The following is a 13,507-nucleotide window of genomic DNA, read 5'->3' on the forward strand; positions in this document are numbered from 1 at the left end:
GACGGAGCTGGGGACCGCTGGCGTGGGGGGACGCCAGTCGGCTGTCCGCCGCCGGCCGGTTACAACTTTACTCTGACACATGGTAGAGGGCGGTCGAGCCGACAGCCGGCGCTGGAGGGCGCCACGGCGGCCGCCCAGGGGGACTGGGAACATCCCGCAGCGCGGAGTTGCCGACTTGTGAATCCATGGCCCGACGCTCAGGCGGTATGGGAATACGCCTCGTTAATCCATGTCCGGAGTTCGGTTTCGATCTCTCTACGGCCATGCAGAATGATCTCGTTGTGCCACCGGTTGGCGGAGACCCGCTCCGCACGGTGCACGCGTGCTGACTCCAGTTGCCTGTCGAGAACGATGTTGATCAGGAGGCCGCCGCGGCGGGGATGGATGCCAAGGAATGCACGTCCGTGTGCGACGTGGAACGAAGAGGCTTTCTCCTGCAGTTCACACCCGTCGAGTGCCGAAATCTCGGTAGCCAGCGCCTCATAGACCTCGGATGAGATTGGGTCACTATCGATGCGTTCTCTCGCCGTTCGCGCCACTCAGCCAGCTTAAGGCCCAATCACATCCTCGAGCCAGTAGCACCACCACTAGGCACGCGTGACCGGGATGCGCCGGCTCCCGATCCGATCCTCGCGCCCGGTGGAATCGGGTCCACCTATCGCTGGCCAATCCCTTCGGGGAATGTGCAGGCAACGGCGGGCTCTATCTTCCTGCCACTGGTACGCCCCAAAGTTTGAAATGCAATGCTAAGCATGCTTATGTTGTTCGTATGGCCGAATCGAACGGCCGCCAACCAGAGGAGGAAACACCATGGGACTAGGCGACAAGATCGAGAACGCTGCTGAGAAGGCCGGCGGCAAGGGCAAGGAAGCGGCAGGCGCCGCATCCGGCGATGAAAGCCTGCGAAAAGAAGGCCAGGCCGATCAGGCCAAGGGTGATTTGAAGCAGGCCGGCGAGAAGGTCAAGGACGCCTTCAAGAAGGACTGAACCGAACACCAGCGAAAGGGTGCACCGCATCGGTGCACCCTTTCGTGCGTCGGCATGACAGCGTGCCGTACCGGCTAGCTGACTTTCACCGCTACCTCGAAGTCCAAGCCGGGGTCGTCTACGGCGAGCCGTCGCAGCAGGTATGCCCGAAGCGCGGCGTTGCTGGTCGTGTGCGGGGCAGGGAGGGCTTCGCCGCTGAACAGTGCGTACGAGTCGCTGATATGGAACACGGACAGGATGCAATCCTGCAGGTCATCTGTCCGCAGGCTCAAAACGGAGTTGCGGAAGCTGCCCTGCGCACCGTTTTTGGGTATAGCCGTCACGGAAAAGGTCACTGCCGTTGCCATGAATCCGACCCTCCGTAAGTTCCCTGCCCGAGATCGTTGCCCCGGGACACCATCGAAAGATTAGCCCCTGTATCTGCCGAACATAAGCCTTACCCACCAGTAACGTTGGTGGGGTGCCGTTCGCAGCGGGCCTCAAGATTGAGGCGGCAATCTTGGAAGTGAAACTACGGTCGGGTGGCGGTGGCGCTCGATGAGGGACCTGGCCATCGACTGGGCCAGTTCGGCCGCCTGCGGGTCGCCTTCCATGGCGGTTACGACGGTGCCCTTCAGCAAGAGGTGCCACGCCCGAGCGAAATCAACAGAGCGCTCCAGCCCGGCTTCCTCGGCCAAGGTTTGCGCGTGTCCCCGGACCCTTGCCATGTAGCCCACGCAGGCCTTGCCCAGGGGATGGTCCGGCCCCATTTCCATCAGGATCTTGATAAAAACGTTGGACTCGTATCCGCCGTCCCCGAGCCAGTCGGCGAACACGTCAAAGATGATAAGGAGCTCTTCCTCCGGGGTCGCACTGCGGCTCTGAGCTTCAGCCACGACCTCCGCGAACCAGATCTGGTCCCGGCGAGCCAGGACTGCCAAGACCAGGTCGTCCTTGGATGGGAAGTGACGGTAGAACGTCGACTTGGCAACCCCTGATGACTCGATCAATTCGTTCACGCCGACATCCCGGAGACCCCGCCGGGAGAACAAATCGTAGGCGGTATTGAGGATAGGATCCTCAGTGCCGACACCGGAAGGTCAGCGTCAGTCAGTGTTAGTGCCCTTCCGTTTCAATCGGCAGCATGAACCTGTCCCTAGGGCATGATTTTGTATACGTCGATGGCAGTTTCCTCAGGCATGGATGTAAAACCACCCTCGATACCCTGCTGAAGACGAGGAAGAAGCGTGTTGTCCCGGAACTGTTCCCAGCTCGCTTTCGAATCGTGGACAGCAAGAATTGTCCAGCCGCCCGTCGAAGGACCGGCGGCATGAAAGATCTGCCCCGCCGGCAAGCGCCCTTCCCCTGGGTGGACAGCGGCAATAGAGGCCTCGTACTGCTCCTTAGTGCCCTGCGCAAAGAAATGCACAATTCCATATGCCGTGGCGTCCATAGCTGCTCCTCTGGATGATGTTAATGGCGGGTGCAACCATGCTGGACCCTTCCTGACTCCGCGGCAATGGGTACCACGAACGCGACAAGGACGAGTTGCTGGGTCCAGGCTTATGCGACTGGTTGCACGTCCGGCGGGCGGTCCCCGGCCGTTTCACCCTCAGGTGCGACTTCCGGTTCGGGAACCGGGCGCACTGCCCGCCACAGGACGACGCCTCCGGCAACGGCCACAATCGCTGCTGTAACACACCAGATCGTCCTGGACTGCTTTCCTATCGCAGTCGTTTGCGGCCGGAGCTCAGCCTCCGGGATCAGCCTCGCTATCCGCTGATCCAGCTGGGGCGTCGCTGCTATCTGAACCTCTCGGTCCATTTGATCAGGGCTGCGCACAAAAGCCTCCTGGAGCAGGCGGGTGAGCCAGAAGCCTAGAGCCTGTACACGCCCCTGAAAAGCCTTGAATCCACCAGATCCACGAACGTTTCCCGTCAAGGTAGAGCAGCGGGTTGCCCTCGTGCTGGGAAACAGAAATGCCACCAGTCCGCGCAGGCGGCGGGCAGCGGTGGCGGCCAATGGTGGCCCATCATCAAGCTTGCGCCCACATTCATGGAACTCTTCGTCCGGAAGGGTGCAACCGCCTATTCCCCGGACCTTGAAACAGCCGGCGCCGGCCCACTCATGGTGGGGGTGGATCGGGTCTGCGGAGTCCATCCAAGGGCGGGTCCCAGTTTGCCGGCGATGTCTGTAAGGATCTGGACGTAGTCCTCATGGTCGAAGCTGAAGGGTAGTGCGAAGGCCACCTCGTCGACTTCCTGGAATCCTGCGTGCGCGTACAACTGCTCGGCGATTTCATCGCTGGTGCCGATGAGGTCCGGGGCGAACAGCATGCCCTTTGGCCCCTGCGGCGCCCGTGTGCGGGGAGTCCGTTCATCGACGTACCGCTGGTATTTCTCCCGCTGGTCCGGCGACGCTGAATCGGTCGGGATCACCACCAGGCCCTGCGAGACCCGCGCGGGTGCATCCGCTTGGGCTGACGTTGCGGCGGCGTCACGGAAGGCACGAATCTGCGATTGCTGAATGCGGGCAAAGTCCGGTTCCTGATCCGCTTCAGGAAAGACCACACTGCTGGAGAGCAAATTGAAACCGTTTGAACCGGCCCAGACTGCCGACTTTCTGCTGGCCGCCCCATACCAAAGGCGGTCGCGCAGCCCGGGGGAGTGCGGCTCGACGCGGTTGGAGAACTCCTCGACCACACCCTGCTTGCCGGAAAAGTCCCGCACCGGTTCCCCTGAGATCAGACGGGCAAGCCGATCCATGCGGGCGTAGCCGAAGTCCTCCAGCTCTGAGGAATCCGGGTACAGCTCGTGCTTTACGGTGTCGTAGTGCATTGGTTCACCCACGCTCAGTCCCGGGTTGATTCGTCCCCCGGCGAGCAGGTCCACGGTTGCAAGGTCCTCGGCCAGGCGCAATGGGTTTTCCCAGCCCAGCGGCGTTACAGCGGTTCCAAGCTCGATCCGGGAGGTGCGCTGGCTGGCGGCGGCCATGATTGCAATGGGGGAGGAGATTCCGAACTGCAGGTGGCGGTGGCGCAGCCAGGCGCTGTCGAATCCGAGCTGCTCACCAAGTTCGATGATCTGCAAAGTGGCTTGGTGGCCAGGAGCGGGATCCGCCGGATCGAACAGGCCAATAGTCAGGAATCCAAGCTTGCGTAGGGGACGTGAGGTGTCGGGCATGAGCTTCCTTCAGGATCGGGGTACGGCTGATCCCCAGAATATGCGCCGGACCGGGCGGTTCCTGCCTGAGGACATAAAAATGCAGGGCCGGCGAATAAACCGCCGGCCCTGCATTCATCGCAACCTGCAACAGGCAATCACCACATCACCCGCGAGTCACACTCACCAACGCGCCCCGAAGCCGGAGCGTGCCGGAGTCCTTGGAAGCACAGCCTTTAGGAGCGCAGGAAGAACGTGGCCGCAGCCCGCTCGTTCTTCCCTACCTTCGCCAGCACGAGGGCACCGTTCCGGAGCACCAGGTACGAGCCGGGAACGTCGACCGACTCGAACGAGGCCCCACTAGCATCCGAGAGTCCGCCCCGCTGAAGGAAGGCCGACGACGCCCCCTCCGTTGTCGCGATGCCCACCGACGATCCCTGCACCCGGAGATAACGGCCCTTGGTCAGCACCGGTTCGATGACCACCGAGTTCTTCTTGGCGTACCCCGGGGCGAGCCGGAACTGGGACGCTCCCAGCGCAGGGGAGGAAGCGGCGGTGACGGTGACGCCGTCGTGCGCCAGGAAAGTACCCGAAGCAGAGGCGGGTTCCAGGCGGACCGGCAGTTCGCCGTCGCCCACCGGGACGCCGAAGTTCGGCGTGCCGTCCGCGTTCCAGTACAGCCGCTGGACCCGGGCGTGCCGGTTGGGGTCGTAAAGCGGGTCGCCCACGATGTTGCGGTAGGACCGTGCGTGGTACACGAGCACGTCGTTGCCGGCCTCATCAACGGTGAAGGAGTTGTGGCCGGGCCCGTACTGCTTCGAGCCCTCGTTGGTGGTGAAAACCGGAGTGGGTGTCTTGGTCCAGGACGCCGCGTTGAGCAGGTCGGCGCCGGCGTCGGCCGTCAGGAGGCCCATGCAGTAGTTGGCGTCCGTGGCGCTCGCGGAGAACGTGACGAAGATGCGGCCGTTCCGCTTGATCACCGCGGCGCCCTCGTTGACCTTGTAGCCGCGGGTCTCCCAGTCCAGCGTCGGCACGGCAATGCGGACCGGCGTGCTGGAGAGCATGGACGGCGACGACATGGAGGCGATGTACAGGCTGGAGTTCACGCCGGTGTCGCTCTGCGCCCACAGCAGATACCGCGTGCCGGCGTGCTCGAAGGTGGTGGCATCGAGCGAGAACGTGTCCGCGTGCGTGAACACCCGGGCCGGTGCACCCCAGACGGCGTTGGTCGGGTCCGCCGCGTCCGTGGAAATCACATAGATCCGCACCCGGAACACGTCGTTGCTGTCGCCGGCGGCGAAGTAGATGTGCCACTTTCCGTCGAAGTGGTGCAGTTCGGGCGCCCAGATGTGGCCGCCCATGGTTCCGGACGCGGGCCGCGTCCACACGACGGCCTCCGAAGCGCTGCCCAGGCCGGCGATGGTGGGGGAGGAGCGCACGATGATGCGGTTGTACTCGGGCACGGAGCCGGTGAAGTAGTACTTGCCGTCCGTGTGCTTCATGAGCCACGGGTCCGCCCGCTGCGGCACCACCGGGTTGATCACCGGAGTAGAGCTGGCCGGAGCTGCGGCAGCTGCAGGTGCAGCCACCAGGGCACCGCCTCCGGCACCCGCTACAGCGAAGGCGACGGCTGCGGCGGTTCCGGAGCCGAGGAACAGCCGGCGGGAGAACTGGCGGTTGGCGGAGTCATTCATGCTGAAAACCTTTCGACGTGCGGGATCGACGTACGGGAGATGACGTACGGGAGGTGACGTGCGGGTGGTGCGGGATAGGTAAGGCAGTCAGCCGGCTTTCCGGGCGAAGAGCCGCTGCAGCAGGATGAAGACGAGGAGCAGGCCGCCGATGACGATCTTGGTCCACCAGGAACTGAGGGTTCCGTCGTACGCAATGAAGGTCTGGACGATTCCCAGCACCAGCACGCCGACGACGGATCCCAGGACGTAGCCGGTGCCTCCGGTCAGCAGGGTGCCGCCGATGACCACGGCCGCGATGGCGTCGAGCTCCATGCCCTGGGCCGCGAGGCTGTAGCCGGAGAGGCTGTAGAAGGAGAACAGGATGCCGGCGATCGCGGAGCAGAGGCCGCTCAGGGCGTAGACCAGGATCTTGGTGGCCTTCACGGGCAGCCCCATCAGCATCGCGGAGTGCTCGTTGCCACCGATCGCGTAGACCGTCCGGCCGAACCGTGTGTGGTGCAGGACGAAGAAGGCCACGGCCACGATTCCCAGCGCCAGGAGCACGCCCGGCGAGACGAACAGGTCCCCGGGCAGCGGGATCTGCGCCTGCGCCATGCCGGTGAAGAATGCCTCGTTGACCGGGATCGAGTCGAGGCTGATGACGTAGCAGAGGCCGCGGGCCAGGAACATGCCGGCGAGTGTGACGATGAAGGGCTGGATGTCGAAGTACTGGATGATCAGCCCCATCAGGAGCCCCATCCCGCCGCCGATGAGCAGCACCAGGACGATGACGGCGCCCGGGTTCCAGCCCTGCTGCAGGAGCGTGGCGCTGACCATCATGGACAGTGCGACGACGGCGCCCACAGAGAGGTCGATGCCGCCGGTGAGGATCACGAAGGTCATGCCGACGGCGAGCACGATCAGGAACGTGTTGTCGATGAAGAGGTTCAGGAACACCTGGCCGGAGAGGAAGCTCGGGTACATGCCCGCTCCCACGGCGAACATGGCGATGAACAGCCCCACCGTGGCAAGAGTCGGCGCATAGCGGGCACTCCCGCGGAGGCGGTTGCGCGCCGGTGACGGCTTCTTGACGGTCAGGGGCGTAAGCGTGGACAGCGGGGACATTAGATGGCGACCTTTTCCTTTGCGGCTTCCTTTGCGGCGGGCTTGGGTGCCGCCTTGAGGCGGCTGAGCAGGTTCCGCGCCTTCGGTGCCTGCAGGAGGCACACGGTGATGACCACGAGCGCCTTGAACACCAGGGTCACTTCCGGCGGGATGCCCAGGGTGTAGACGGTGGTGGTCAGGGTCTGGATGATGAAGGCCCCGGCGACGGTTCCCACCAGGGTGTACCGCCCGCCTGCCAGCGAGGTGCCGCCGATGACCACGGCCAGGATGGCGTCCATCTCGATGTACAGTCCGGCGTTGTTCGCGTCGGCTGCCGTGACGTTGGAACTGATCATCAGGCCGGCGATCGCGGCGCAGACTGCGCTGAAGATGTAGACGATCCAGATGATGTTCCGGGCACGGAGTCCGGCCAGGCGGCTGGCGACGGGGTTGATGCCGACGGCCTCGATCAGGGTTCCCAGCGCGGTGCGCCGGGTCAGAACGGCCGCCAGGGCGAACACGGCCGCGGTGATCAGGATGGAGATCGGCAGGGTGAAGAGGTACCCGGCGCCGATTGACTTGTAGGAGTCGTTCGACACGGAGACGATCTGGCCGCCGGTGATGAGCTGGGCGACGCCGCGGCCGGCCGTCATCAGCACCAGGGTGGCGATGATCGGCTGCACGCCGATGGTGGACACGAGGAAGCCGTTCCACACACCCAGGGCAAGGCCGGCGACGACGGCGATGAGGACCGCCGTCGCGGCCGTCACCGGGGAGCCCGGCTCAGGAGAGCCGGCGATGTAGGCGCAGGAGGCCGCGCCGGCGATCGCCACCACTGCACCCACCGAAAGGTCGATGCCGCGGGTGGCGATGACCAGTGTCATGCCGAGGGCGATGAGGATGGTGGGTGCGCCGTTGCGCATGATGTCGATCAGGCTGCCGTAGAGGTGCCCGTCCTGCATCCGAAGGCTCATGAAGTCAGGCCTGAAGACCTGGTTCAGCAGCAGCAGCGCTGCGAGGGCAATCACCGGCCAGGCAAGTCGGTGTTTCAGAAGGGATTTCACTGGGCGCCTCCGGCGATGACCGTCATGACGTCTTCCACGGAAACGCCGTCGTTGTTGATTTCGGCGACCATTGCCCTGTCCTTGATGACAGCAACGCGGTCGCTCACACGCAGCACTTCCTCGAGCTCGGAGGAGATGAAGAGGATGGACATCCCGTCGGCGGCGAGTTTGTTGACAAGCTTCTGGATCTGGGTCTTGGCCCCGATGTCGATGCCGCGGGTGGGCTCGTCGAGGATCAGGAGTTCGGGGTGGGTCACCAGCCAGCGGGCCAGGAGGACCTTCTGCTGGTTTCCGCCGCTGAGGTTGCGGACGAGTGCGTCGGGGTTGGCCGGGCGGATGTCGAGGGCCTCGATGTATTCGGCCACCAGCTCGTCCTGGACGCGGCGGGGGATGCGGCGCGCCCAGCCCTTGGTGGCCTGCATGGCCAGCACCAGGTTGTCCCGCACGGTGAGGTCTCCGATGAGGCCTTCCTCCTTGCGGTCCTCCGAGCAGAACCCGATACGCTTGTCGATCGCTGCCCGCGGGGAACGGATCTTCTGGCCCGCGCCCTTGACCTTGATGGTGCCTTCGTCGGCCTTGTCGGCGCCGAAGAAGAGCCGGGCAATCTCGGTCCGGCCGGCGCCGAGCAGGCCGGCCAGGCCCACTACCTCTCCCGGATAGATGGACAGGTCCACGTTTGCCACCGATCCCATCCGGCCGAGGCCCTTGGCCTCGATGAAGGGCGTAACGCCGGCGCCTTTGCTGGCCCGGGTCCGGGCGGGGGCCTGGTCCAGTTCGGCGAGAGCTTCCATGTCCTTGCCGATCATCTTGGAGATGAGGCTCATCCGGGACAGGTCGCGGGTCATGTATTCGCCCACGAGTTTGCCGTTGCGCAGGACGGTCATGCGGTCCGAGATCTCGTAGACCTGCTCCAGGAAGTGGGAGACAAACAGGATGGCGACGCCGCGGTCGCGGAGGTCCCGGATGACGCGGAAAAGCTGGCTGACCTCGTCGGCGTCCAGGCTCGACGTCGGCTCGTCCAGGATGAGGACCTTGGCGTTGATCTCCACCGAGCGGGCGATGGCGATCAGCTGCTGGACGGCGATGGAGTGGGCGGACAGCAGCGATCCGGGATCGATGTGGTCCAGCTGCAGTTCGGCGAGGACCTCCCGGGTCCGGGACCGCACGCCTATCCAGTCGATGGAACCCCGACGGCGGGGCTCGCGCCCCAGCAGGACGTTTTCCTCAACCGTGAGGTTGGGGCAGAGGTTGACTTCCTGGTAAACGGTGCTGATGCCGGCCGCCTGGGATTCGCCCGGCGTCGAGAACCGCTTCGATTCGCCGAGTACCGTGATGGCACCGGAATCAATGGTGTACACGCCGGTCAGGGCCTTGATCAGCGTGGACTTGCCGGCGCCGTTCTCGCCCATCAGGGCGTGGACTTCACCCTGAAAGAGGCGGAAGTCGACGCCGTCGAGCGCCTTAACTCCGGGGAATCCAATAGCTATGTCGGTCATCTCGACGACCGGAACGATTTCGTTCATCCTCATGTCTTTTCTGTGCTGGGTCTGCCATGCGGCCGGTTGCCGTGCTGGGTCTGCCATGCAACTGCCGGGCTGTGGTGTGCCGTGCGGCGGCGGTGATCCGCCGCCGCACGGACGAACAGGTGCGCCGCGGCTCAGTAGGGGCGGCTGGCAAGAACCTGCTTGGCCTGCTCCTGCGTGAAGGTGGTCTCCTCGGTGACCACGCGCTCGGGAACGCTCTCGCCGGCGATGACCTTCTTGGCCAGATCCATCAGCTGGTCGCCGAGCATGGGGCTGCACTCGACGATGTAGTTGATCTTGCCGTTGCTCAGGGCGGTCATGCCGTCCTTCACAGCGTCGATCGTGATGATCTTGATGTCCTTGCCCGGAACCTTGCCGGCGGCTTCGATCGCCTCGATGGCGCCCAGGCCTTCGTCGTCGTTGTGGGCGAACACGACGTCGATGTCGGCGTTGTTCTTGAGGAAGGCCTCCATGACCTGCTTGCCGCCGCTGCGGGTGAAGTCGCCGCTCTGCGAGGCGACAATCTTCAGCTTCGGGTCAGCCTTGATGGCCTCGGCGAAGCCTTCCTTGCGGTCGTTCGCCGGGGCGGATCCGGTGGTGCCTTGGATTTCGACGATGTTGACGGTGTCGGTGGCGGCCTTGGAGTCCTTGACCAGCCAGTCGCCGGCCTTCTTGCCTTCCTCGACAAAGTCAGAGCCAAGGAAGGTCTTGTACAGCGTCTTGTCCGACGAGTCGACGGCGCGGTCGGTCAGGATGACCGGAATCTTCGCAGTCTTGGCTTCCTTCAGCACCGTGTCCCAGCCCGATTCCACCACGGGGGAGAAGGCGATGACGTCGACCTTCTGCTGGATGTAGGAGCGGATGGCCTTGATCTGGTTTTCCTGCTTCTGCTGGGCGTCGGAGAACTTCAGGTCCACTCCGGCCTTCTTCGCCGAATCCTGGACGGACTTGGTGTTGGCGGTGCGCCAGCCGCTTTCGGCGCCGACTTGGGCGAAGCCCATGGTGATCTTGTCGTCGCCGGAGTTGCCGGCAGCACTGCCGGCGCCGGCGGTTCCGCCGCACGCAGTGAGGGTCAGCATTGATGCGGCGGCCACCGCAAGCAGGGATTTCTTAAACACAACATCCTCCCGGAAGCGTTAGTTACATGCAGGCGGGAGACTTCAAACACCGCCATTGCTGCAAGTGAGCTGATGCGCTCTGTGGATCATTGTGAACGCTAACAATCTGGCCCGTCAAGTAGCTTCGGTCACAATTTCGGACCACTCGCGGAATGCCTGTCGATTTTGGGAATGCCCTTTACAAGAGTCAAAAGATGTCGAATACTCGACTCCGGCCGGTCATTTGTTAGCGTTCACAAAAAAGGCTGCCCTGCACCGCAGCCCAGTCAAACCAGTGCCGGCGAACCGTTCAATGGAGAAAGGCCTTCCCTTCCATGCCATCAAAACCACCAAGTCCCGCCAGGCGCGCCTGCACCATGGTGCTTGCCGGGTCCCTCTCGGCTGCGCTGCTGTCACTCGCGCCGGCCTTGGGCGCCAACGCTGGGCCGGGCGAGAACCGGACCATCAGCATCAACGCCGCCGGGTCCGGGCCTTCGATCGATTCGACTATGTACGGGGCATTCTACGAGGACATCAACCAGGGCGCAGACGGCGGCATCTACGCGGAACTCGTCCAGAACCGGTCCTTCGAATTCAACTCCGGGGACAACCGCACCTACACCGCGATGACCGCCTGGGAAACCCTGAAGCGGGGCAGCGACGGAACAGTCGCCGTCGTCAATGACAGCAACCGGCTGAACGAAAACAACCGGAACTACTTGCAGATTGACGCCACCGCCGCCGGCGCGGGAACCGGCGCCGGCGTGGGTGTGCGCAACAGCGGCTGGAACGCAGGGCAGAAGCTCGAGGCGCACAAGAAATACAACTACTCGGTGTGGGCGCGCACCTCCAACCCCGCCGGATCCACGCTCGCGGTGACCCTGGAGACCCCGGAGGGCACCCGGCTGGACATCGCCAACATCAAGGTCAAGGGCGACAAATGGGCCAAGTATGAGGTGACTCTCTCGCCGAAGTCCTCCACGGGCGCCGGCCGGCTCGCCACCCTTGTCCAGGGAACCGGCACCGTCCGCCTCGACATGGTTTCGCTGTTCCCCAAGGACACGTGGAACGGCAGGGAAAACGGGCTCCGCAAGGACCTCGCCGAGAAGATCAACGACCTGAACCCCGGATTCCTGCGCTTCCCCGGCGGCTGCATCGTCAACACGGGCAGCTATGACACCTACTCGAGCCCCAGCTACACGCGGGCCCGCACCTACCAGTGGAAAGACACCATCGGGCCGGTGGAACAGCGTCCGGCCAACCGGAACTTCTGGGGCTACAACCAGACCTATGGCCTCGGGTACATGGAGTACTTCCAGTGGGCCGAGGACATGGGCGCCGTTCCCGTGCCCGTGGTTCCGGTGGGCGTGACCGGCTGCGGCGACACCAACCAGGCTCCGGACCAGGCAACCCTTGACCGCTACATCCAGGACACCCTGGACCTGATCGAGTTCGCCAACGGCGACGCCAGCACCGAGTGGGGCGCCAAGCGCATCGCCTACGGCCACCCGGCGCCGTACAACCTGGACCGCATCAGCCTGGGCAACGAGGAGTACAAGCCGGCCTTCAAGCAGTACTTCACCCAGTTCTACAACGCCGTCCGGAAGGCCCACCCCGAGATCAAGATCATCGGCAACACGGGTCCGTTCAGCCAGGGTCCCGAGTTCGAGGACCTCGCCAACTTCAACGCCACCACGGGTGTGGACCTCGTTGACGAGCACTACTACAACACGCCGTCGTGGTTCCTGAACAACAACCACCGCTACGACTCCTACGACCGCAACAGCTACAAGGTTTTCCTCGGCGAGTACGCGTCGCAGGGGAACAAGCCGGAGAACGCCCTGGCCGAAGCCTCCTACATGACCGGCCTGGAGCGGAACGCGGACGTGGTCAAGATGGCGTCCTACGCGCCGCTGATCGCGAACGAGGCCAACACGCAGTGGAGCCCGGACATGATGTTCTTCAACGGAACGTCCGTGCGGACCACCCCCAACTACGAGGTCCAGAAGCTGTTCATGAACAACGTGGGCACCCAGGTGGTTCCGAGCACGCAGGACAACCCGGCCTCCGCCGTGGTACCGATTTCCGGCAAGATCGGCCTGTCCACATGGGCCACCTCCGCCCGGTACGACGACGTCAAGGTCACCGGGGCGGACGGCGCCAGCCTGTTCAGCGATGACTTCTCCGGAACCGCGGCTGCCTGGACCGGCAACGGCACCGGATCCTGGGCCATCAAGGACGGCGGCTACGTCCAGTCCAGCACCACCGCCCAGAACACGATGGTCACCGCCGGAAGCGCCGACTGGAGCAACTACACGCTCAGCACCAAGGCCACCAAGCTGGCCGGTTCGGAAGGCTTCCTCGTCTCCTTTGGCGTCAAGGACACCGGAAACTACTTCTGGTGGAACCTGGGCGGCTGGAACAACACGAAGTCCGTGGTCGAAAAGGCCGTCAACGGCGGCAAGACGAACGTCATCGAAAAAAACACCACCATCGAGACCGGGCATGAATACGACATCCGGATCGAGGTCTCCGGGCGCATGGCCAAGCTCTACCTGGACAACGTCCTGTGGGGCACCGTGGACGACACGCAGGCCGACCCCGTCTACTCGGTGGTCACCAAGGACGCCAAGTCCGGCGACACCATCGTGAAGGTGGTCAACACGAAGGCTGAAAAGGCGTCGGTGGACATCAAGGTAGCAGGCGCAGCCAACATCAGCTCCTCGGCTGCGGTGACCACTCTGACCCAGACGGCCGACGGACAGAACCTGGCCCCGGCGTCGAGCACCTTCAGCGGAGCCGGAGCGGCCTTCACGTACGAGTTCGAGCCCAACTCGGTGACCTTCATCCGGCTCGCCGCAGCCCGCAAGTAGGCAGCACACCAAAGCCACGGCTTTGACCGGGAAGGCCCGGCTGGAT

General features: G+C 64.0%; 12 protein-coding genes. 2 read left to right on the plus strand and 10 right to left on the minus strand.

Going from position 1 to position 13,507, the window contains the following annotated elements:
* Nucleotides 1–197: 197 nt before the first annotated feature.
* The gene (locus ACHMXB_RS18555; RefSeq protein WP_395400790.1) at nt 198–539 is read right to left on the minus strand and encodes a DUF5655 domain-containing protein; all 342 of its coding nucleotides are present in this window, start codon (nt 537–539) and stop codon (nt 198–200) included.
* A 271-nt stretch (nt 540–810) separates the two neighbouring features.
* On the opposite strand from ACHMXB_RS18555, the gene ACHMXB_RS18560 reads away from it, so the two are divergent.
* Nucleotides 811–987, plus strand: coding sequence for a CsbD family protein (locus tag ACHMXB_RS18560; protein ID WP_395400792.1), 177 nt, complete (start codon nt 811–813; stop codon nt 985–987).
* Nucleotides 988–1,061: 74 nt separating this feature from the next.
* Here ACHMXB_RS18560 and ACHMXB_RS18565 read toward each other — a convergent pair whose 3' ends face one another.
* The 9 genes from ACHMXB_RS18565 to ACHMXB_RS18605 form a co-directional block, all read right to left on the minus strand.
* Nucleotides 1,062–1,334 (minus strand): hypothetical protein, encoded by a 273-nt coding sequence (locus tag ACHMXB_RS18565; protein ID WP_395400794.1) that lies wholly within the window; start codon nt 1,332–1,334, stop codon nt 1,062–1,064.
* A 132-nt stretch (nt 1,335–1,466) separates the two neighbouring features.
* On the minus strand, nt 1,467–2,039 hold the full coding sequence (locus ACHMXB_RS18570) for a TetR/AcrR family transcriptional regulator (protein ID WP_395405336.1): 573 nt from the start codon (nt 2,037–2,039) through the stop codon (nt 1,467–1,469).
* Nucleotides 2,040–2,122: 83 nt separating this feature from the next.
* Nucleotides 2,123–2,419, minus strand: a complete 297-nt coding sequence (locus ACHMXB_RS18575) for a hypothetical protein (protein ID WP_395400796.1) — start codon at nt 2,417–2,419, stop codon at nt 2,123–2,125.
* A 634-nt stretch (nt 2,420–3,053) separates the two neighbouring features.
* Entirely contained in the window at nt 3,054–4,148 is a 1,095-nt protein-coding gene (locus ACHMXB_RS18580; RefSeq protein WP_395400798.1) for an LLM class flavin-dependent oxidoreductase, read from the minus strand.
* Between the two features lie 215 nt (nt 4,149–4,363).
* Nucleotides 4,364–5,821: a family 43 glycosylhydrolase gene (locus tag ACHMXB_RS18585; protein ID WP_395400800.1), complete on the minus strand. Its 1,458-nt coding sequence runs from the start codon at nt 5,819–5,821 to the stop codon at nt 4,364–4,366.
* Between the two features lie 87 nt (nt 5,822–5,908).
* A complete protein-coding gene (yjfF, locus tag ACHMXB_RS18590) occupies nt 5,909–6,925 on the minus strand; it encodes a galactofuranose ABC transporter, permease protein YjfF (RefSeq protein ID WP_395400802.1) in 1,017 nt (338 codons plus the stop codon).
* Complete coding sequence (locus ACHMXB_RS18595; protein ID WP_395400804.1) at nt 6,925–7,968, minus strand: ABC transporter permease; 1,044 nt, start codon at nt 7,966–7,968, stop codon at nt 6,925–6,927. The genes yjfF and ACHMXB_RS18595 overlap by 1 nt, the downstream gene beginning before the upstream one ends.
* Nucleotides 7,965–9,491 carry a sugar ABC transporter ATP-binding protein gene (locus ACHMXB_RS18600; RefSeq protein ID WP_395405338.1) on the minus strand — a complete coding sequence of 509 codons (1,527 nt, stop codon included), beginning with the start codon at nt 9,489–9,491 and terminating at the stop codon, nt 7,965–7,967. Before ACHMXB_RS18600 ends, ACHMXB_RS18595 begins: the two co-directional genes overlap by 4 nt.
* A gap of 134 nt (nt 9,492–9,625) precedes the next feature.
* Nucleotides 9,626–10,609 carry an ABC transporter substrate-binding protein gene (locus ACHMXB_RS18605; RefSeq protein WP_395400806.1) on the minus strand — a complete coding sequence of 328 codons (984 nt, stop codon included), beginning with the start codon at nt 10,607–10,609 and terminating at the stop codon, nt 9,626–9,628.
* Between the two features lie 314 nt (nt 10,610–10,923).
* Here ACHMXB_RS18605 and ACHMXB_RS18610 point away from each other — a divergent pair, with 314 nt between their 5' ends.
* Nucleotides 10,924–13,461 carry an alpha-L-arabinofuranosidase C-terminal domain-containing protein gene (locus ACHMXB_RS18610; protein ID WP_395400808.1) on the plus strand — a complete coding sequence of 846 codons (2,538 nt, stop codon included), beginning with the start codon at nt 10,924–10,926 and terminating at the stop codon, nt 13,459–13,461.
* Nucleotides 13,462–13,507: the final 46 nt, after the last annotated feature.

It is taken from the genome of Arthrobacter sp. UC242_113 (assembly GCF_044054585.1).
In the GTDB taxonomy this organism is placed as follows: Bacteria; Actinomycetota; Actinomycetes; order Actinomycetales; family Micrococcaceae; genus Arthrobacter.